Annotated in this window: 17 protein-coding genes and 3 tRNA genes; 8 read left to right on the forward strand and 12 right to left on the reverse strand. The window is 41.1% G+C overall.

What is annotated here, in order from left to right; genetic code table 11:
* Nucleotides 1–86: 86 nt before the first annotated feature.
* From DESACI_RS13065 to DESACI_RS13085, 5 genes are all read left to right on the forward strand, one after another.
* Nucleotides 87–1,709, forward strand: a complete 1,623-nt coding sequence (locus tag DESACI_RS13065; RefSeq protein WP_014827669.1) for a peptide ABC transporter substrate-binding protein — start codon at nucleotides 87–89, stop codon at nucleotides 1,707–1,709.
* An 89-nt stretch (nucleotides 1,710–1,798) separates the two neighbouring features.
* Nucleotides 1,799–2,731: an ABC transporter permease gene (locus tag DESACI_RS13070; RefSeq protein ID WP_014827670.1), complete on the forward strand. Its 933-nt coding sequence runs from the start codon at nucleotides 1,799–1,801 to the stop codon at nucleotides 2,729–2,731.
* A gap of 2 nt (nucleotides 2,732–2,733) precedes the next feature.
* On the forward strand, nucleotides 2,734–3,645 hold the full coding sequence (locus DESACI_RS13075) for an ABC transporter permease (protein WP_014827671.1): 912 nt from the start codon (nucleotides 2,734–2,736) through the stop codon (nucleotides 3,643–3,645).
* Nucleotides 3,646–3,654: 9 nt separating this feature from the next.
* Entirely contained in the window at nucleotides 3,655–4,677 is a 1,023-nt protein-coding gene (locus DESACI_RS13080) for an ABC transporter ATP-binding protein (protein ID WP_148271304.1), read from the forward strand.
* Complete coding sequence (locus tag DESACI_RS13085; protein ID WP_014827673.1) at nucleotides 4,674–5,648, forward strand: ABC transporter ATP-binding protein; 975 nt, start codon at nucleotides 4,674–4,676, stop codon at nucleotides 5,646–5,648. Before DESACI_RS13080 ends, DESACI_RS13085 begins: the two co-directional genes overlap by 4 nt.
* 221 nt (nucleotides 5,649–5,869) lie before the next feature.
* Here the strand turns inward: DESACI_RS13085 and DESACI_RS13090 are convergent, their stop codons facing one another.
* A complete protein-coding gene (locus tag DESACI_RS13090) occupies nucleotides 5,870–6,172 on the reverse strand; it encodes a LysM peptidoglycan-binding domain-containing protein (RefSeq protein WP_014827674.1) in 303 nt (100 codons plus the stop codon).
* 222 nt (nucleotides 6,173–6,394) lie between these two features.
* Between DESACI_RS13090 and DESACI_RS13095 the strand changes: the two genes are divergently transcribed.
* A complete protein-coding gene (locus DESACI_RS13095) occupies nucleotides 6,395–7,183 on the forward strand; it encodes an SDR family NAD(P)-dependent oxidoreductase (RefSeq protein ID WP_014827675.1) in 789 nt (262 codons plus the stop codon).
* Between the two features lie 194 nt (nucleotides 7,184–7,377).
* On the opposite strand, the gene DESACI_RS13100 is transcribed toward DESACI_RS13095, so the two are convergent.
* The 4 genes from DESACI_RS13100 to fba form a co-directional block, all read right to left on the reverse strand.
* A tRNA-Lys gene (locus DESACI_RS13100) sits at nucleotides 7,378–7,453 on the reverse strand.
* 10 nt (nucleotides 7,454–7,463) lie between these two features.
* Nucleotides 7,464–7,538 (reverse strand) — tRNA-Gln (locus tag DESACI_RS13105).
* Between the two features lie 13 nt (nucleotides 7,539–7,551).
* Nucleotides 7,552–7,635, reverse strand: a tRNA-Tyr gene (locus DESACI_RS13110).
* 530 nt (nucleotides 7,636–8,165) lie between these two features.
* Entirely contained in the window at nucleotides 8,166–9,092 is a 927-nt protein-coding gene (gene fba / locus DESACI_RS13115; protein WP_014827676.1) for a class II fructose-1,6-bisphosphate aldolase, read from the reverse strand.
* Nucleotides 9,093–9,622: 530 nt separating this feature from the next.
* On the opposite strand from fba, the gene DESACI_RS13120 reads away from it, so the two are divergent.
* Together DESACI_RS13120 and DESACI_RS13125 are read left to right on the forward strand one after the other, a co-directional pair.
* Nucleotides 9,623–10,813: a glycine C-acetyltransferase gene (locus tag DESACI_RS13120; protein ID WP_014827677.1), complete on the forward strand. Its 1,191-nt coding sequence runs from the start codon at nucleotides 9,623–9,625 to the stop codon at nucleotides 10,811–10,813.
* Between the two features lie 85 nt (nucleotides 10,814–10,898).
* The gene (locus tag DESACI_RS13125; protein ID WP_014827678.1) at nucleotides 10,899–11,861 is read left to right on the forward strand and encodes an L-threonine 3-dehydrogenase; all 963 of its coding nucleotides are present in this window, start codon (nucleotides 10,899–10,901) and stop codon (nucleotides 11,859–11,861) included.
* A 139-nt stretch (nucleotides 11,862–12,000) separates the two neighbouring features.
* On the opposite strand, the gene DESACI_RS13130 is transcribed toward DESACI_RS13125, so the two are convergent.
* From DESACI_RS13130 to DESACI_RS13155, 7 genes are all read right to left on the reverse strand, one after another.
* Nucleotides 12,001–13,188, reverse strand: coding sequence for an MFS transporter (locus tag DESACI_RS13130; RefSeq protein WP_014827679.1), 1,188 nt, complete (start codon nucleotides 13,186–13,188; stop codon nucleotides 12,001–12,003).
* Nucleotides 13,189–13,236: 48 nt separating this feature from the next.
* The gene (locus DESACI_RS24570; protein ID WP_014827680.1) at nucleotides 13,237–13,407 is read right to left on the reverse strand and encodes a hypothetical protein; all 171 of its coding nucleotides are present in this window, start codon (nucleotides 13,405–13,407) and stop codon (nucleotides 13,237–13,239) included.
* Between the two features lie 121 nt (nucleotides 13,408–13,528).
* Nucleotides 13,529–14,521 carry a LysR family transcriptional regulator gene (locus DESACI_RS13135; protein WP_049804124.1) on the reverse strand — a complete coding sequence of 331 codons (993 nt, stop codon included), beginning with the start codon at nucleotides 14,519–14,521 and terminating at the stop codon, nucleotides 13,529–13,531.
* An 83-nt stretch (nucleotides 14,522–14,604) separates the two neighbouring features.
* Entirely contained in the window at nucleotides 14,605–14,817 is a 213-nt protein-coding gene (locus tag DESACI_RS13140) for a twin-arginine translocase TatA/TatE family subunit (protein ID WP_014827682.1), read from the reverse strand.
* Between the two features lie 234 nt (nucleotides 14,818–15,051).
* A complete protein-coding gene (locus DESACI_RS25530; RefSeq protein ID WP_014827683.1) occupies nucleotides 15,052–15,909 on the reverse strand; it encodes a methyl-accepting chemotaxis protein in 858 nt (285 codons plus the stop codon).
* A 449-nt stretch (nucleotides 15,910–16,358) separates the two neighbouring features.
* Entirely contained in the window at nucleotides 16,359–17,963 is a 1,605-nt protein-coding gene (locus tag DESACI_RS13150) for an IS1182 family transposase (protein WP_014827684.1), read from the reverse strand.
* 143 nt (nucleotides 17,964–18,106) lie between these two features.
* Nucleotides 18,107–20,155, reverse strand: a complete 2,049-nt coding sequence (locus tag DESACI_RS13155) for a M56 family metallopeptidase (protein ID WP_014827685.1) — start codon at nucleotides 20,153–20,155, stop codon at nucleotides 18,107–18,109.
* Nucleotides 20,156–20,157: the final 2 nt, after the last annotated feature.

A 20,157-nucleotide genomic window follows, 5' to 3' on the forward strand; every position in this document is an offset into this window, starting at 1 on the left:
GGATAACGAATACACAACAATTGAATTCCGCACATTCAAACTCGCGGAGAGCAAGAAAAAATATTAAGGAGGAAGAAAGGACAATCATGATCAAAAAGAAAAAATGGTTAGTTTCAGTCTTGTCAGCCGCGCTGGTCCTAGGATCAGTGGTCACCGGCTGCGGAACCTCGAGCACCCAAGCAACTCAAGGGTCCGCTGATAAAGCGATGAAGGTGAGTTTCGATCCGGGCTCTGAACCAAAAACACTTGACCCTCAGATGTCTGACGGTGTCCCTGAAGCAAACATTGAGATGAACTTGTTTGAAGGTTTATGCCGCTTAGACAAAAACAATAACCCGCAATTGGCAATTGCCAGTAGCATTGATGTATCGCCTGATAATTTGACCTACACCATCAAGCTGAAAGACACTAAATTCAGCAACGGAGATCCTTTGACCGCTGATGATTTTAAGGCTTCTTGGCTCCACGCCCTTGATCCGGCGGCAGCTTCGAACTATGCTTACCAAATGTTCTATTTTAAAAATGCGGAAAAATATAATTCTGGAAAAGCTACCGCAGATCAAGTGGGAATCGAAGTCAAAGACCCGCATACTTTAGTACTTACTCTAGAAGCTCCTACCCCCTATTTTAAATCTTTGCTGGCTTTTCAAACCTATTATCCCGTTGACCAAAAGGTTGTCAAAGCAAATAAGAACTGGAATACAGATGCTAAAACCTTTGTCAGCAACGGTCCTTTTATGATGAAATCCTGGACTCATAACGACACCATGGTTCTTGTGAAAAATCCCAATTATTGGGACACAGCCAATGTTAAACTCTCAGAACTGGATTACAACTTAGTCGAAGATCACAAATCTGCTGCCACTGCCTTTGATGCCGGACAGCTGGATGGTTTTTATGACCCCACTCCGGAAGATATTACCCGCTATAAAAAAGCCGGTACCCTCAAACAAGCTCCTCAGTTGGGCACCTATTTCTATCGTTTTAATGTCACTAAAGCTCCTTTAAAAGATCCTCGCGTACGTGAAGCCCTGACCATTTGCCTCAATCGTCAGGATTTAATCGACCATGTCTTTAAAGGCGGTCAAACCCCGGCCTTCGCTTATATACCAGGCGGAGTTCCAGATGCTACGGCCGGTAAAGATTTCCGTACCGTTGGCGGAAATTACATCACTGAAGACATTGCTAAAGCTAAACAATTATTAGCCGAAGCCGGTTATCCCGATGGTAAGAATTTCCCAACCCTGACGCTTCTTTATAATACCAATGGTACTCACCAACTTCCTGCCCAAGCAATTCAGGATTTCTGGCATAAGAATTTGGGAATCAATATTAAATTGCTCGGTCAAGAATGGCAAGTTTACCTGCAAACCCAGCAAAACTTGCAATACGACATCTCACGTGCCGGCTGGCTTGGCGATTACATCGATCCTATGACCTTTATGGATATGTTCACCACAGGTAACGGAGAAAACCAAACCGGCTGGTCTAACGCTCAGTACGACAAGGATATCCAAACCGCCAAAAACACCGCTGATCAAACTGTGCGTATGAAAGCCATGCATGATGCAGAAAGTATTCTGATGAAAGAAATGCCTATTATGCCGATTTATTTCTACGTAAACAACTATGTATTAAAAGACAACATCAAAGGTGTAATTGTCAACCCTCAGGGTGACTTTGATTTCAAGACTGCTTATATACAATAAAATCATTTACGCGGACAGAAAGTTAAGGGGCAAGTTCCAATAACTTGCCCCTTACTTCTTTAATTCTGAAATTATTAAGGGGGGGGAATATGGTTCGCTATTTACTTGGACGAATCCTGGCGGCTATTTTAGTCATTTGGTTGGTTATAACTCTGACCTTTTTTCTGATGCATGCAATACCAGGCGGCCCATTCGCTTCCGAAAAAGTTTTGCTGCCCCAAGTTCTGGCCAACATTAATGCCCGTTATCACCTAAACGATCCTCTATTCAAGCAATACACCGATTATTTGAGAAATGCTGCTCACTTTGACTTTGGTCCTACTTTCCGCTATCAAGGACGTAGTGTCAATGATATTATTAAAGAGGGTTTGCCCAGAACGGCAGCCATCGGTTCCATGGCAACTATAATCGCCTTGCTCTGTGGCACAATCTTGGGCATTATTGCTGCTTTGAGGCAAAATAAAACAGCCGACTATGTGGCAACATTTTTAGCTACCATCGGAATCTCCGTTCCTAGTTTCGTCATTGCTACCCTTTTACAGTATTATGTTGGATTTAAACTGCACCTCTTTCCTCCAATTGGCTGGGGAGATCCAAACCAGCTTGTTATGCCTGTTCTTGCTCTAAGTGCCTACCCCGTAGCCCAATTTACCCGTCTTACTCGGACAAGCATGTTGGATGTCCTACATCAAGACTATATCCGCACTGCGAAGGCCAAAGGGCTTCCCGGTTATATCATTGTTTTCCGTCACGCCATGAAAAATGCTATTATCCCGCTTCTGACGTTCTTGGGGCCATTCTTTGCTTATATTCTCTGCGGCAATTTCGTTATCGAATATATCTTTAATATTCCCGGAATCGGACAATATTTTGTTACCAGTATTACCAATCGTGATTATCCCGTGATCATGGGAACGACGATTTTAGTTGCTACTTTAATGGTCACGTTTAACCTTCTGGTGGATATCGCTTATACTCTGGTGGATCCACGCATCAAGCTTACCGGACAAAAGGGGGACTGAGCATGAGTTTACCATTAGATTCATTTACTCCGCTGCAGCAAACCCAAAAGACTGATGTTATCAATAGACCGAGCACCACTCTTTGGCAGGATGCCCGCCGGCGTTTCAGAAAGAATCCACTGGCTATGGGTGGATTGATTGTACTTTTCCTAATATGTTTGTTTGGCCTAATCGGTCCATTCTTCTCTCATTTCAACTATTATTCCAACGATTTAAACAATACTTTAAACCCTCCCAGTTGGGTACATCCCTTCGGCACGGATGAATTGGGCAGGGATATTTTAACTCGGGCTATGTATGGAACCCAGATTTCGCTGGCCATTGGCTTTGGTTCCGTACTCATTAACCTGACCATCGGTATCATTTATGGCGGTATCTCCGGCTATATGGGCGGTCGTATTGATAATCTGATGCAGCGGTTTATCGATATCATTTTCAGTGTTCCTGACATGTTATATGTCATCTTACTGATGGTTACTCTCGGTTCAGGTCTGCGCAATATTTTTATCGTTCTCGGTATCGAGTACTGGGTGACCATGGCGAGAATCATTCGCGGTCAAATCCTGACACTGCGGGAGCAAGAGTTTGTTCTGGCGGCTCGTACGTTAGGGGCAAATACCCGCAGGATTCTATTTAAGCACTTGCTCCCTAATACCGTTGGACAAATTATTGTTGTCTCTGCTTTGCAGATACCTGCCGCTATCTTTATGGAAGCCTTCCTGAGCTTTATTGGATTAGGAGTTCAGCCCCCTATGGTCAGCCTTGGATATATGGCTGCCGAAGGACGGGGAGATATTCCCGGTTATGCCTTTGCTTTAATTTTCCCGGCAGCATTAATTGCTATTTTAATGTTAGCATTCAACTTTATCGGAGACGGGCTGCGGGATGCCTTCGATCCCAAAATGCGAAAGTAAGGAGGAGATATTGTGGCTTTACTGGAAGTGGAAAACCTCAGCACCTCCTTCTATACCTATGCTGGAGAAGTGCAGTCAGTTTCGGGGGTTAGTTTTCATGTTGATAAAGGAGAAGCTGTAGGGATTGTCGGAGAATCCGGCTGCGGTAAGTCTGTCACTGTACAGTCCATCATGCGTTTGATTCCTAATCCTCCCGGTAAAATTAAAAACGGTCAGATTCGTTTAGCGGGCCGGGATTTAGTTAAGTTATCAGAAAAGGAAATGCAGAAAATTCGCGGCAAGGAGATAGGCATGATCTTTCAAGATCCAATGACAAGCCTTAATCCTGTACTCACTATAGGCCGGCAGATGGCAGAAGTGTTACAGCGCCATGAAGGAATTGGCAAGCATGAGGCTTTAGGACGTTCTGCCAAGTATTTAACTATGGTGGGAATCCCTAACGCTGAACGACGTCTGAAACAATATCCACATGAATTTTCCGGCGGAATGAGACAGAGGGTTATGATTGCCATGGCCCTGCTCTGCAATCCTAAACTTTTGATTGCAGACGAGCCAACCACTGCGCTGGATGTTACCATTCAAGCCCAGATATTGGAGTTAATGAAGGAGTTAAAGGATAGGATTAATACTTCCATTATTTTAATTACCCATGACTTGGGAGTCGTAGCCGGTCTTTGCTCTCGGATTATTGTTATGTATGGCGGCAAAATCGTGGAAATGGGCACAACCCAAGAAATCTTTAAAAACCCCCGTCACCCCTATACTTGGGGGTTACTAAGAAGTGTTCCCCGCTTGGATGCCTCCCAACGCAGCAAATTGGTACCCATCGTAGGCAGTCCACCCGATCTTCTTAATCCTCCTAAAGGCTGCGCCTTTGCGGCACGCTGTCCGCATGCCATGAAAATCTGTGAATCCCAGCCTCCTGTTTACACTGATGTTTCTGAAGGACATAAAGCGGCCTGCTGGCTTCTCCATCCGGATGCTCCCCAGGTGACATATAACGGGATTGACGGCAAGGAGGCTCAAGCATGAACAACGATGTTATTCTGGAGGTCAATAATCTAGTCAAACATTTCCCCATTAAACAGGGCTTTTTATCACGGGAAGACAAAAAAGTTCATGCGGTCAACGGCATTTCCTTTAAACTTCATCAGAAAGAAACCCTTGGATTGGTCGGGGAAAGCGGGTGCGGTAAATCAACAGCCGGTCGTACGATTATCCGCCTTTATGAGGCTACCTCCGGTGAGGTAAAGTTTATGGGCCGCAACATTTATGACTTAAATAAGAAAGAAATGATGGCCGTTCGCCGGGACATCCAGATGATTTTCCAAGATCCCTATGCCTCTCTCAATCCCCGGATGACTGTTGGGGACATCATCGGCGAAGCATTGGATATTCATCATCTGGCCAGCGGTCAAAAACGCACCAATCGAATCTATGAATTACTGGAAACTGTCGGGCTAAATTCTGAGCACGCCAACCGCTTTCCTCATGAGTTTTCCGGAGGACAGAGGCAGCGCATAGGAATCGCCCGGGCATTGGCTGTCGATCCCAAACTGATTATCTGCGATGAACCTATCTCGGCTCTCGATGTCTCCATTCAGGCACAAATCGTGAACATGCTGGAAGAATTGCAGGAAAGACTTGGTTTAACCTATTTATTTATTGCTCATGACCTTTCCATGGTCAAACATATATCCCACCGCATCGCTGTGATGTACCTGGGCCGAATTGTGGAAATCACAACAAGTCAAGACCTCTATGACCATCCCCTGCATCCTTATACCCAAGCCTTATTATCCGCTATTCCGATTCCTGATCCGGAAGTGGAACTTAAACGTTCTCGAATAGTCCTAGAAGGAGGAGTTCCCAGTCCTATTGATCCTCCCAGCGGTTGTTATTTCCGGACCCGTTGCCCAAAGGCACAAGACGAATGCTCACAAAAGACACCCGAATTAAAAGATTGCGGCAATGGACACATGGTAGCCTGTCACCTGGTTTAAGAAAGGAAAACGAGACGATTGCTTAAATAATGCCAATCGTCTCGTTTTTTCTTTCTTGTAGGTTTAAATATTTTTTTCAAGTTTTCAGCAACAATTATTCTCCTTTCCTCTCTACGCTCTCTTTCCTTAGTAAAACTTATTTTTTACTAGGAAATATACGCCAAAAGAGGAATCTCGCCTCGAACTATTACAATCTACAATCTGTTATTATAATAATTTTCTTATCTATAATGCTTTGCGGCTTTTTGGCGGCCCCTATGATATTCAGCCCGTCCCTTCCGGTATTCAGCTCGACCTCTCTTATACTCTTCGATCCCTCTTTGATATTCTTCATTGCCTAGCTGCCATTCGTTCCCCCACCAAGGATTAAGGTCCCATTGGTTTCCAACAGCAATTCTTTGACCAACATAAATTCTATTAGGGTTGCTTATCCTAGGATTTGATTCTACCAAATTGCTGACAGTAGTATTATACTGGATAGCGATTTGGTACAAAGTATCTCCTTGCTGAACTATATAATACATTTTGAACATCCTCTCGATTTCCACTATTTTCTATAATCATTTTATAGAGAGACATCTATTACCTGTGCACGTACATTTAGGTTTGAAAAATCTTTATCATGAAGAAAAACCATGACGATGCATAATTATCGTCATGGTTTTGATTTCATAAAATCTATTCCTTCTCCATAAAATTAATATTTCAGCTATAATAGTAACAGAAGAATTCCCGGAGGTATCAAGATGAATCAAACATATAGTAACATTGACTTATCTGGAATCAACATCGTTGTGACCGGGGCATCAAGCGGCCTTGGTCTTGCTATGGCTGAAGGACTGCTTCGTGCAGGAGCTACGGTAGCTTTGGCTTCCAAGCCGGGAGTAAAATTGGATAATCAGATCAACCGGCTTAAAACTGCCGGCTTGAAGGCCTATGGATTACCTATGGATGTTCGCTCGGAAGTGTCAATTGCGGAATCTGCTGAATGGATTCGCAGAACTTGGGGAAAGCTTGATGTTTTAGTAAATAACGCGGGCATCGGCATGCGAACGGTTAATCCAAAATTTATGATAGAACCACAACCCTTTTTCCTGGTTACCCCTGACGGATTTCGAAATTTAATTGACACAAATCTTACCGGTTATTTTCTTGTGGCACGCGAGTTTGCCCCACTTATGATCAAGCAGGGATATGGGAAAATCATCAATATAACCATGAATCATGAGACAATGCAACGTAAAGGCTTTATCCCCTATGGCCCATCCCGTGCCGGAACTGAGTCGTTGTCGTACATCATGGCAGAGGATCTCCGACCCTACGGAATTACGGTCAATATGCTCCTGCCCGGTGGAGCAACAGATACAGGTATGATTCCTGAAGAACTTAAGAGCAAAATTAACGTTCCTCTGTTGCGCCCACGAATTATGGTCGAACCCATTATTTTCTTAGCTTCCAATAAATCGGATGGAATTACCGGAGAAAGAATATCTGCCCTGGAATTTTCGGAATGGCTAAATAAGGCTAATTTTTAGAATTTCAATAAAGAAAACTTAGCTGGCGCTAAGCCTCCGGCGAAGCGGCAGGTTAGTTGCACTTATGCCAGAAGACGAAGACACTGTCTTCGCACGAATTAGCTCTTCTTGCAGTATTTAACCGAAGGTTATACTTTCTAATAGTAGAACAAAGCCCTCTCAACCAGAGAGGGCTTAAATAATGGCAATATTATTGGTGAGCCATCCGCGACTCGAACGCGGGACACCCTGATTAAAAGTCAGGTGCTCTACCGACTGAGCTAATGGCTCTTAATAGAAATGGCTGGGGTGGCTGGATTCGAACCAACGAATGCCAGAGTCAAAGTCTGGTGCCTTACCGCTTGGCGACACCCCAGGATTAAGTAAAATGGTGGGCAGGGATGGATTCGAACCATCGTACCTCTCGGAACAGATTTACAGTCTGTCGCCTTTAACCACTCGGCCACCTACCCATTCTAAGGTCATATTGAGATCAACTTCCATGAAGAGACCTTAATGTTTGCCTGGGGACGGACTGGTTCCATATTTGTTGAGCCCAGGACATGCGTTTGAGACCGAGATTTATATTAGCATTTTAATCATTTGTTGTCAATTAGTTTTTTAACTTTATCTGTTTTAGTTTTTACCGCCGTTTTTACCGTAGTATCTATCCTTGTATACTAATATTCCGTGACAGTGAACTTGTTCAATTAAGATGAACGTCGGAACCATATATAACTTTAGTTCACGTGCTGATTGTGTTGCAGATAATCCATGGGTTTGAAGGATACTCCTCTAAACCACGTTAACCATTTGAAGATTGAGAATGCATTGTTACTGACCGTGAACCAGCGGATGATTGTCCCCCATCACACTTCAGCACATATGTCGGCTAAACGCCGCAGAAGGCCCGTTTGCAAGTAGGTTTGCAAACGGGCCTTTTCTATAAACAATTTCTGCAGCTATCCCTCAGAAGAGAGATCTGCCCTCATACATATGTTGATTAGAGTTGGTTACTGCAGTTTAAAACATCTTTTATTTTATGCTTTACCATGTTTTTAATGGCTTCTCTGGCAGGTTTGAGATACTGGCGCGGATCAAAGTCCGCTGGATTAACTGCAAAATGTTCACGAATGGAAGCTGTCATGGCAAGACGCAGATCGGTATCAATGTTGATTTTACATACTCCCATGGTCCCAGCCTTATGAAGCAACTCTTCCGGAACACCTTGAGCACCTTTCAATTCTCCGCCATACTGGTTGCATTTAGCCACAAATTCCGGCAATACAGTGGAGGCGCCATGCAACACCAATGGAAAACCCGGCAGCAGAGCTGTTATCTTTTGAAGACGAGCAAAATCAAGTTTGGGTTCTCCCTTAAACTTGTAGGCTCCGTGGCTGGTACCAATGGCAACTGCCAGAGAATCACAACCTGTTTTCTGAACAAATTCGGCAGCCTGCTCTGGATCAGTATAGCTGCTATCCTCTGCACTTACATTTATGGCATCTTCTACGCCGGCAAGTCTTCCTAATTCGGCCTCCACAACGACACCTTTTGCGTGAGCATACTCTACAACCTTTTTAGTCACGGCAATATTTTCGGCAAAAGGCAGCTTCGAGCCATCGATCATAACAGAGGTAAACCCTCCATCAACACAAGCCTTGCAAATCTCAAAATCTTCCCCGTGGTCCAGATGCAGGGCTACCGGTAAACCAGTGTCCTCAACAGCAGCCTCTACTAACTTAATCAAGTAGATATGTCTAGCATATTTCCTAGCTCCCGCGGAAACTTGTAAAATAAGCGGGGCGTTTTCTTCCTTAGCTGCGTCTACGATCCCTTGAATAATTTCCATATTATTGACGTTAAACGCTCCGACGGCACATTTCCCATAGACTTTCTTAAACATTTCCGTGGTAGTTACAAGTGGCATGTTATTCCCTCCCGATATTTTCATTGAATTAGTTTGTTTACTTTTATCCCTTTGTATCCCCGAAAATTCAGGTTCTGTCTTTTGACATAGTAGACTTCGGCATAAGCAGGCGACTTTCCTTCATTTTTAGATTCTTATTACAAAAAACTCTAAAGGTAGTTTTATAGACGCATTATTCATCCAATCGTGAGCGGAACGGTACAAAAACTTGTTGGCTTCCGCATCGCATTTCAACGTTTGCTTCCCTAATCGGTAAAGAAAGGCGTTGTCACTCCTGATGTTCGGCTTTAGTTGAACGAGTTCACTTTTTCTGGAGTTATTTATAATTCTTCTTAAGCATTAAATCGCTGAGTCAAACAGAAGTTTACTGAATATAATGTACGCACAGGGTGTACATTATATTGAAAATGTGGTATTTTTATAGGAGAAACAGGGTGATTCTATATATTTATTGGTTATGTGTTCTCGTGTCACGGACATTTGATTTTTTTCAATTTTAAATTGCAATAATTTTGAAAGGAGTTTCGAGAATGGAAAAAAGTATTTTAGAAAATTTCTTACACGATAATCTTGGAGAGTTAAAAAGCAAAGGACTTTTTAATGTTATTGATCCTTTAGAAAGCGCTAATGGACCAATCATTAGGATTTCAGGTTTAGATCTCATAAATTTATCCTCTAATAACTATTTAGGATTGGCAACAGATTCAAGATTAAAGGCGGCAGCCATTGAAGCCATCGACAAGTTCGGTGTTGGTGCAGGTGCCGTGAGAACAATTAATGGTACTCTGAAACTTCATGTTCAGTTAGAAGAACGGATTTCGCGGTTTAAGCATACAGAAGCAGCCATAGTTTTTCAATCAGGCTTTAATTGCAACATGGGTGCCATATCTGCAGTAATGGATAAGAACGATGCAATTTTATCCGACGAATTAAATCATGCCTCAATTATCGATGGCTGTCGTTTATCAAGGGCTGCTATTATTGCTTACAAGCATTCCGATATGACGGATCTAAGACTTAAAGCAAAAGAAGTAAAAGAATCGGGAATGTACAAGAAGATCATGGTAATTACTGACGGCGTTTTCTCTATGGATGGTGATATCGCTAAATTGCCGGAAATCGTTGATATCGCCGAAGAATTCGATATTATTACATACGTAGATGATGCACATGGTTCTGGGGTTTTAGGGGAAGGTGCAGGCACAGTTAAGCATTTCGGATTGTCTAATAAGATTGATTTTCAAATTGGGACATTATCCAAAGCATTAGGAGTTATAGGGGGATATGTCGCCGGCAAGAAAGACCTCATTGAATGGCTGAAAGTTAGAAGCAGGCCTTTCCTATTTTCAACGGCTCTAACTCCGGGAGATGCAGCAGCTTCAATAAAAGCCATAGAAATTCTTTCTAATAGTACAGAATTGCAAAAAAAGCTTTGGGATAACGGAGATTACTTGAAACGAGGACTCAAGACTTTAGGTTTTAACATTGGCGCGAGCCAAACTCCAATTACCCCTTGTATTATCGGAGATGAGAGCCTAACTCAGGAATTCAGCAAAAGATTATATAAAAATGGAGTCTATGCTAAATCAATTACCTTTCCGACAGTTCCCAAAGGAACCGGGCGTGTCAGAAACATGCCAACTGCTGCTCATACTAAAGAAATGTTAGATAAGGCTCTGAGTATCTATGAGCAAATTGGAAAAGAGATGAACCTTATCTAAATTTGGCAATACCTTGAAAGTTTTTGACTCAAAAAAATCCCGATAAAGTGACATCTTGAGATAATTGAAGGGATGGGAGATTAAAATGAAGAGAATCTTAGTTACAGGTGCTCTGGGGCAAATTGGATCTGAGCTCGTTCCAAAATTAAGAAGTATTTATGGCAATAGTAATGTCATAGCTACAGATATTAAACAAGAAAAACAGTATTGGCAGTCGCAGTCTGGACCTTATGAGAGTCTTGATGTATCAAATGCCCAAAGCATGTATAACTTGTGTAAATCCTTTCAAGTAGATACAATTATTCATCTAGCTGCTCTTTTATCTGCAACTGCTGAAAAAAACCCCTTATTAGCTTGGAATCTAAATATGGGCGGTTTGGTAAACGCTTTAGAGACCGCGAAAGAATTAAAGTGTCAGTTTTTTACACCAAGTTCCATTGGAGCCTTTGGACCTTTGACCCCCAAGGAAAAAACTCCTCAGGTTACAATACAAAGACCGACCACCATGTATGGAGTCAGCAAAGTATCTGGCGAACTCCTGTGTGATTATTACTATTTGAAATTTGGGGTTGATACGAGAGGGGTACGTTTTCCAGGATTAATTTCTTATGTGGCTCCACCAGGAGGCGGCACAACCGATTACGCCGTTGAAATCTATTATGAAGCACTTCAAAGAAATAATTATAGCTGTTATATCGCTGCTAATACTTACATGGATATGATGTATATGCCCGATGCCTTAAATGCAATTATTCATCTCATGGAAGGTGATCCCGCGAAGCTTATCCATAGGAACGCTTATAATGTTACAGCCTTCAGTGCCCAACCCGAAGATTTCAGAAGGGAAATTCAAAAATATCTCCCGAATTTTAAAATGGAGTATAAGGTTGACCCCATACGCCAAGCAATTGCCGAAAGTTGGCCAAATTCAATTGATCCGACGGCTGCTGAACAAGAATGGGGTTTTTCTGCAAACTATAATTTATCTAAATTAACTCAAGATATGTTAGAAAGGCTTGGGCAAAAATTTGGCAGAGATGTCAGTTAGACCTTGGGGATACAGGCTTATTCTCTAAAAAGCCAATAATTGAGTTTAAAATGCTATCCCTTGAAAATCAAGGGGATGGCTTTTTCATCAATTTGCAGGAAGATATAATGACATTCGTTATGAAAAATTCTTTGATAGTTTACGACTGGGACATACTCACATTACGGGATCTCGCGGTATAGAGGTAATACAGGTAAAGTAAGAAGCCTGCTAGGGTGATAATTGTAGCAGCAATAAAGGTAACCTGATAGGAGAAATACTGAGCAACCATCCCCATAACTAATGCCCCCAGTCCAAGTCCCCCGTCAAAGGCAATAAAGAACGTTGAAACCGCTGCACCTCTGTCGTTATGACCAGCGCGATCTACAGTCCATGCCAAAATTGCCGGTTGTGCCGCTCCAAAACCCGCAGCATATACAACCCCGACTAATAGAAGAAGTGGAAAAGACCACGTATTGGCCAATAAAAATGTCCCCAGAGCCAAAAAAACCATTCCAGGTATAATAGATGCTTTGCGGCCGAATTTATCTGAAAGCCGTCCCCAAATACCCCTCGTAAATAGTAACGTCAAGGCATAAATGATGTAATAAAAAGCATAATCTGACATCCCTAAAAACTGTCCTGTAATCCCCCTCTGCATTACCAGGGTAGGCAAAAAGCTAACTACACATCCATACCCAATACTTGCTGTCATCATTATGAATCCTGGCAGGAGAGCTGCCCGGCTTAGACGGGGACCACTGGGCCGGTCAGCTAATGGCTGATAACAGTCTCGTACCGACCAGACAAAAGCAAACGCAGGAAGTAAAGTAACCGCTGCGCCCAAAAAAACTGCTTTAATGTTACCAAACTGAAACAACAAGACACCGACGAATGGACCTATCGCCATAGCTACATCCATGAAATTCGAATAATAACCCATGGCCTCGCCTCGGCGTTTGCTGGGCACCACATCAGCTACTAAAGTACTAATGGCAACAGGCACAACAGACCAACCAATACCATGTATAATCCTGATCAAAACAACCCACCAAAGCGCATGAACCAATGGATAAATTATAAAGGAAACCAGAATTACTATTAAGCCAAACATCAAGATTATACGACGGCCGCGAGTATCCAATAGTTGTCCCACGATCGGACGAACCGCCACAGCCACTAATGTGAATATTCCCATGACCAGACCAACTGAAGCAACCGAGCCTCCCAATTGCAAAACATAATACTGAAGTGTTGATAAGAGATAATAAAAGCTGCCAAAAACTAAAAAACTAGTCATATCAATAAACAAAAAATCTCTTGTCCAAAGACGGTTTTTTTCTGACATATTCTTTTCCTCCCTTGCACATGGCTATTATTTATTTTCTATAAACTTCTAGTCATCCTCAGAATTTATCTTATTTTTTTCCTCGTAGAGTCTATTGAGTATTCTTTTTAAAATATTGAGTGCTTGCTCTGCCTTGCTAGCCGTTAAATCTTTTGTAAAAGATCTACTATTTTGAGTGACCCTATAAATTGCAGCATTGTACCGACTGATGTTTGGCATAAATCCTATCTCCTAAAAACAGTTGCCTTTGAAACTAATTTTAGCATACAGAAAATTGGTTTCAAAGGCAACTTGTTTATCAATCTTGGGGATGAATGAAGACTTCAGTGGACAGGCGATTTCAACAGTATTGTTGTCTCATTGGACCCTTACCTTTATTTTCTTGGCAATCCTCAAGTACTTTCTCACTCTCCAAGTCATTTTCGTTAATAAGTCTATCCATGACTTCATAATCATGAAGCAATTTTATAAAAGCCTTTTCTTTCTGCGTCTGAATGACATGAGCATTGGTCAGAATGTTGAAAGGCCTATGAATCGGGCCTTCATTAAATCTTATAATTTTAAAAAGTTTTTCATCATCCTTATTTCTTACGGCTAGCTCGGATATAACAGTAATTCCCAGCCCTGCTGCAACGACTTGTTTGATTTCCTGAGTACTTCCCAGTTCCATGGCTATGTTCAAGCGAACCGGATCTAAGCCCTTCTCTTGAAGAATTGTCTCCATTATCTTTTTGGTTCCAGAACCTTCCTCCCTTGTCACAAGACGTTCGGATAAAAGTTCTTCAAATGAAATGGTATTTCTTGATTCCCAGGGATGAAAATGCGGGATCATAACAATCAACTCATCTTCCCAAAATTTATCAACATTTAGGTCATTATACTGGAAGATCATTCCCTCAATTAGTCCAATATGCAATTTCTTTTCCAAAACATCTTGGGAGATTATATCGTTATTTGCGATTTTTACTTTAAATTCAACGTCCGGATGATTTTTGGACATAAGCGCTAAAAGTTTAGGAATAATAATTTCCCCTATTGTTAAAGTTGCCCCCAGATTAACCAGTCTCCGCTCATCTTTAGCCATGTTACTAATCTGTTCCCTGGCATCTTTGAGTATTTCAAGAACTCTGCGGACATGAGAATAAAAGATTTCTCCTTCTTTTGTAAGAGTTACCCCTTTATTGGTACGGTCAAAGAAGCGAGCGCCAAACTCGCTTTCTAAATTCTGAATCTGTAGTGTAATACTTGGTTGACTCATATGAAGATGCTTAGCAGATAAGGTAATATTATTAGTTTCTGCGACCTCTTTAAATACTTGAAATAACTGTTCTATGATCAAGCATCTCCTTTCGAAATATCACCTTATTAGTTTCTTAGCTAGTTCAATAATTACCCCCCCACACTGTAATTGTTTCCTTAATTTCCAGTCTCCTCATCTTTATGTTTATCTTTTTGTTCCTCATCATTGGATCCGGTGGTTTTTCCTTCTGCTGCTTTTTTGAACTCAGCAATTCCCTTGCCCAATGACTTTCCAATATCGGGTAACTTTCCTGGGCCAAAAACAACTAGAGCTATTACCAAAAAAATAGCCAATTCTGGGACATCTAAAAATCCAAAAGCAGTTAACATCGTTCAGTCCTCCTTTGGATAAGGTATCTTTTGCTTATTCGTTTTTTTAACTCTATTCTTCCAATAGGATTACCTGAAATCAAAAGATGATTCAATAATTAACGTCAGTAGTTATAAATTTATTCATTCAAATCCATAGGTCATTTAAAAGCTTTTGTAATAGCAAAAAAACCGGATTCCAGTTAGAATCCAGTTAACTATAATCCCCTATCTTTGTTCAATAAAATATTGTCTTTATAATCTTTCGGCTAATGCTTTTAATTCCAAACCGATATTCTGGACCTCATTAACCGTGTATGAAATGTCTTGAATAGATTGGGCCTGTTCCTGAGTAACTTCCGCGTTTTGGTGTACTCCTTGGACGATGTGATTCATTACGTCCTGAAATTCGATTAAAATTCTGCTGATATCATTTGCCGAATGTCTGCTTTCCTCAGCCAGCTTGCGTACTTCACCTGCAACTACAGAAAATCCCCTTCCTTGTTCTCCCGCACGAGCTGCTTCTATGGCTGCGTTTAAGCCAAGCAGATTCGTTTGATTGGCTATTCGCCGAATAAAATTCAATATTTCTGAAGTCGCTTGAAGCTTCTGACTTCCAACTTCTGAAATATTGCTTACTGTCTGGCTGATTGCTGCAACTTCTTGGGAAGATGAGGCAATCTGTTGAACAGCAGTCGCTGCTCTGTCGACTTGAGCGCTCATCCCTTTAACTAACTTTCTTAAGGTATCTTTTAGTTCCTCATCACGTATCGTCGTGACAACCAATTCCGCTGCGATTTTTGCAATGGGCTGGGCAATTTCTAGGCTAGCAGTTACACCAAAAGTACCAATCTTCAGGCCCTCTGATTTTATGGCTATACTAAAACCTTCTCGTATAGAGCCATCCGAGTTGACCGCCTGCTCAGCCGTGACCATTGCAAAATCCACATCAGTAGTCATGATTCGTTGAGCCCCCGCATGAATTTGTCCAATCCTGCCTCGATCCGTCGCTGATACTATCATTCCGGTATTATCACATACAATAATAGGAAAACCGCTATTTTGTGATATTAATTCTACGATCCGATTTGCTATGCTTCCTGATAATTCCATTCTTCTGCCTCCATTTAGGTGTGATAAATCAAGTTGTCTTGGCCGATCATATTTACCATTCTTATCTATGTTAAAAGACGTCTGTTAAATGGCGCCTGTGGGTACAATTTGACTTGTAATCGGTTATATTTAACGCTAAAATCGATAGACATATTATCATTTTTGACATGTTATTAACTCTTTAAGTCAGATATATATTGTTTCGTCAAGAAATAATATACTCCTGCCTATTATACAGAACAATTTTGCCATGAGTGTTATACCTTCCTAAGTAATAAAGAAAGGAGGTGTCGCAAAACTACTTTTCTAAAGTAGCAAGCGATGCTCCCTTTTTCTTTTTCCCTTGAAAGATATTTATTGGTTTGATTGAAATGCTTAATCTCTACTTTCTTCTTAAATTTGAGTATAACAAAATAAGCCTTCAGGATTAGGCCGTTTTTCTCTCCTTTTTATGCGGTTTTTAGTGGATGAAGGGGTTTCCCAATTCGTTCATTTTGTATTTTAGAGTGAAGTTTATTCACGTTATACCCAAAACACAGCAGCATAAATTCAGTTTTCACACTGTTTTTGCCTCGTGTTAGAAAGCGGTTGAAGTTATAGTCATTTTTGAGGACCCCAAAGGCTCCTTCAACCTGTATGGACCGATTTACTCTTAGCAGTATTCCTTCTTTGGTTGTGATGTTTCTATACGAGATCTGGCGTTTGGCCACAAACGTTTTGGATACTTGCATTCGTCGATTGCCTTTAGCTTTTGTACAGCGACTTTTACACGGACAGTCACTGCAGTCTTCACATTCATAGACTGTTATTTCGGACTGGTAACCGGTTGCTGATGTTCGATGAGTGATTCCAACGGGTTTGAGTTGTTTTCCATTATGACACGTGTATTCATCGATTTCCGCATTGTAAGCCATGTTTTCTCGCTTACTAATATCTTTTTTGAAGCTCTTCTTTTTCCATTGTTCATAGGTCTGTGGCTTTATGTAGCAGGTCTGATGTTTTCCTTCGAGATAAAGATAGTTCTCTTCGCTCTCATAACCAGAGTCTGCGGTAACATTCTCATAATGCGCCTGTAGTTTTGATTCAAGCATATTTAAAAAAGGAATTAATGTGGCTATGTCGTTACGATCCTGGAAGATCCCAACCCCTGTTACATATTCGCTTTCCACGCCAATCTGGACATTGTAAGCCGGCTTTAACTGAGCATTGCGCATATGATCATCTTTCATATGCATGAACGTTGCATCAGGATCGGTCTTAGAGTAGCTATTTCTTCCTTCGAAGAATTGGTGATGTGCATTGTACTTTTCTTGCCGGGTATAGAATTCCTTCAGGCTTTCTATAAATTTCTGCAGCTTTGATTTCCGTTTTCCAATACCGTGAACAAATTCAATCTGCTCTTGCTGACATTTTTCTTCTAGGTAAGAGATAGCAGTCTTAAGATCCTTAAGTAACGTCTCTTTGGTTACGTTGAAGTCCTTTAAATAGGTCAAATTGATCTCCTCAAGACAAGACTGAATTTTCAAGAACATCTTTGCCTCATTTTTGTTAACGACTTTTTTCCAGACAAAGGTATAACGGTTAGCACTGGCTTCAATTTTTGTTCCATCGACAAAGAGGTTCTTAAACTCTACTTCACCAAGCTCATGTAAATGCTTTACCATTTGGAAAAAGAGGTCTTCTATGGCTTCCTTCAGATAGTCTTTTCGGAATCGAGCAATGGTGCTGTGGTCAGGTGCTTTGCATCCTGCCAATAACCACATGAAGTTAGTGTCTCTTTTACAGGCGACTTCAATTTTTCGGCTGGAGTAAATGTTATTCATATAGGCATAGGTCAATACTTTAAACAGGATTTTGGGTTCGACTACCGGTTTTCTTCCAGTGGAAGAGTAGGCCTTATACAACGCTTCGTAATTTAATCCCTCCAAAATGTGGCTTAGTAGTCGAACGGAGTCATCCTCTGGTATTAACACGTTAAAATTAAATGGCAAAGCTAATTGATAGTGTCCACCTAATTCGTTATAATTCTTAGTGTGTAATTTGGTTTTTAGCATAACTTAAATTATACGCTAACTGCGAGTTCTTTGGGACCCGCAGTTTTCTATTTTTAGTAAGAAAAAGGGCCGTTGCTTGCGAACTATTTTAGTTCGTTTTGCAACGGCCCCTATGTTCCATTTATTTCTCTTATTCGGTTAAATTACCATTGCCTTCCTGGGTAATTCGCCATTGTATTGACAGTTCCCTGAGGGTAAAGAACATTATAATGATCAATAACCGGATTGGGGTTGGAACTGGTGGGTTGTGGAAATATCATTTCAACTTTAAATTGAGAGTTGGTAGTATAGCCAATGATTTCTTGGCCATTAATTTGTGTATCATAAGCTGGAGTACCTAAAACTTGTTTTGCCATTTTAAGCGTAATTCCCTTTATTCGACTGTCGTACGAGCGTACTTCGAATATTTGATCTCCTTTATTAATACCAAAGACTATATTATGCGCTGAATAGGTTGCAAATTGTCCGCTGGCAGATGGTATATATTCAGTCTTATCCGCCTTTCCCCAAAGTTTTTCGATGTCTTCTATTGTAGTTGTCTTAACCGGAAAATCGCTGAAAAGAACTTTTCCTTGTTGCCCCATTATCATCATATTTGCTAAGAGAGATTCCGTCGGATCGGGATGCATCTGTGTCGTCTCAGTTGTTTTTAAAGGATTGCTTTTAATAATAGTTTCTACTTCTTGATATCCGGCTGGAAAAGCAAAGTTATATCGTGCAGGCAGTGCAAAAACATAGCTATTGTTACGACCTAATTCACTCGGCCCAATAGGTGCAGCTCCAATATGAAATACGCCCTGCTGAAGCGAATTCCATTGGTCAATAGTAAATACCATGATCGGAATATCCTGGCGGGGAGTTTGCTTTGTCCAGCGAGGATCTCTAATGGAAATCATTGGGCCGGTTTCAACAACACTTTCACCGGATTGACCGCCAAAAGTCATGCCTTGCCATTGACTGTCTACTATCGAGTAACCTTTCCAATCTAACGGTAAATTGAAGCTAAAGCCGTAGGAAGGATTCTTATAAACAATTAAATTGGAATCTGCAGAATCGGAGGAGATTTTGGGAATGGTTGTGTTATTCGCAGTTTGCTGACCGGCGGAGTTTTTTTGATTTTGCTGATTATCTGTTGAATTTAAAGGGTTAATTAAACTGGAACATCCGACGATTAAAGATAAGGACAAGGCTGCAATTGCCCACTTTAACGGTGTCTTGTGAAATTTAGAGATCATGATAATCCTCCTGGCATTAAACCTTTTTATAAATCCTACGGTACCCGGGCCCCAATGTGGTTCAGAGAGAAATTCCAATAAACTAATAATTGTCTGTCCATACTTTTTATGGTCTTTCGGCTCTAGAGAAGCTAAAACCGCTGCATCACAAGCTATTTCACAATCTTGCTTCATTTGCTGCAAGGATAACCATAAAATCGGATTAAACCAATAAACAACTTGGATTACTATCGTCAAACCATTGATCAGTAGATCACGACGTTTTAAATGACTTAATTCGTGCATGAAAATATAGCTTAATTCTTCTGACGATAATTTCTCAACGATGTCAGGTGAAATCAAGATTATAGGCTGAAATAAGCCAAAGACCGCGGGGGATCTCATAGTGACATCATAAGCTACTAAAACGTTAGAACGGATCTTCAGTTTAGATTTTGATTCTTCCAGTATTTTTATTACTCCCTCAACATTACATCTTGGAAGTTTCTTAGTCTTTAAGAGAAGTAAAACGTTGATGACCAGAATATAGAAAAATACCGATACCACTCCAATAAGCCAAATTAAAGCCGCAGTATTCCAGTTGAACCGTTGCAAAATAGGTATTGGGGAATTTTTGGTTGTTTCATTGCCGGCTGTAATTCTCGGTTCTAAATCCGAACTAGTATTATTGAAGTCTTGTAGAGTTGTTGCTTTAGCCTGTTGGTCACTGCTGGGCAGCAATTTTTGTGATAAACTGCTCGCCTGTTGATAGTTTGGAAAAAAATTGAACAACTGAGATGATGCCGGCATAGAAAATGGAATAAATAATCTTAATATCAGCACAAACCAAATATAAAAATGCCAATTGGCACTGAGCTTCTGTCTTAGCAATCGTTTAATAAGCAGTATCCCTATAGACAATAGGCTCCCCATTAAAGACAAAGAAACAATATGCTGAAATAGTCCGGTCAAATCCACCT

Origin of the sequence: Desulfosporosinus acidiphilus SJ4 (assembly GCF_000255115.2) — a bacterium.
GTDB lineage: Bacteria > Bacillota > Desulfitobacteriia > Desulfitobacteriales > Desulfitobacteriaceae > Desulfosporosinus > Desulfosporosinus acidiphilus.

Coding starts and splice junctions, on each gene's coding strand:
- DESACI_RS13065 (WP_014827669.1), top strand. CDS start 87: ATGATCAAAAAGAAAAAATGGTTAGTTTCAGTCTTGTCAGCCGCGCTG.
- DESACI_RS13070 (WP_014827670.1), top strand. CDS start 1,799: ATGGTTCGCTATTTACTTGGACGAATCCTGGCGGCTATTTTAGTCATT.
- DESACI_RS13075 (WP_014827671.1), top strand. CDS start 2,734: ATGAGTTTACCATTAGATTCATTTACTCCGCTGCAGCAAACCCAAAAG.
- DESACI_RS13085 (WP_014827673.1), top strand. CDS start 4,674: ATGAACAACGATGTTATTCTGGAGGTCAATAATCTAGTCAAACATTTC.
- DESACI_RS13090 (WP_014827674.1), bottom strand. CDS start 6,172: ATGTATTATATAGTTCAGCAAGGAGATACTTTGTACCAAATCGCTATC.
- DESACI_RS13095 (WP_014827675.1), top strand. CDS start 6,395: ATGAATCAAACATATAGTAACATTGACTTATCTGGAATCAACATCGTT.
- fba (WP_014827676.1), bottom strand. CDS start 9,092: ATGCCACTTGTAACTACCACGGAAATGTTTAAGAAAGTCTATGGGAAA.
- DESACI_RS13120 (WP_014827677.1), top strand. CDS start 9,623: ATGGAAAAAAGTATTTTAGAAAATTTCTTACACGATAATCTTGGAGAG.
- DESACI_RS13125 (WP_014827678.1), top strand. CDS start 10,899: ATGAAGAGAATCTTAGTTACAGGTGCTCTGGGGCAAATTGGATCTGAG.
- DESACI_RS13130 (WP_014827679.1), bottom strand. CDS start 13,188: ATGTCAGAAAAAAACCGTCTTTGGACAAGAGATTTTTTGTTTATTGAT.
- DESACI_RS24570 (WP_014827680.1), bottom strand. CDS start 13,407: ATGCCAAACATCAGTCGGTACAATGCTGCAATTTATAGGGTCACTCAA.
- DESACI_RS13140 (WP_014827682.1), bottom strand. CDS start 14,817: ATGTTAACTGCTTTTGGATTTTTAGATGTCCCAGAATTGGCTATTTTT.
- DESACI_RS25530 (WP_014827683.1), bottom strand. CDS start 15,909: ATGGAATTATCAGGAAGCATAGCAAATCGGATCGTAGAATTAATATCA.
- DESACI_RS13150 (WP_014827684.1), bottom strand. CDS start 17,963: ATGCTAAAAACCAAATTACACACTAAGAATTATAACGAATTAGGTGGA.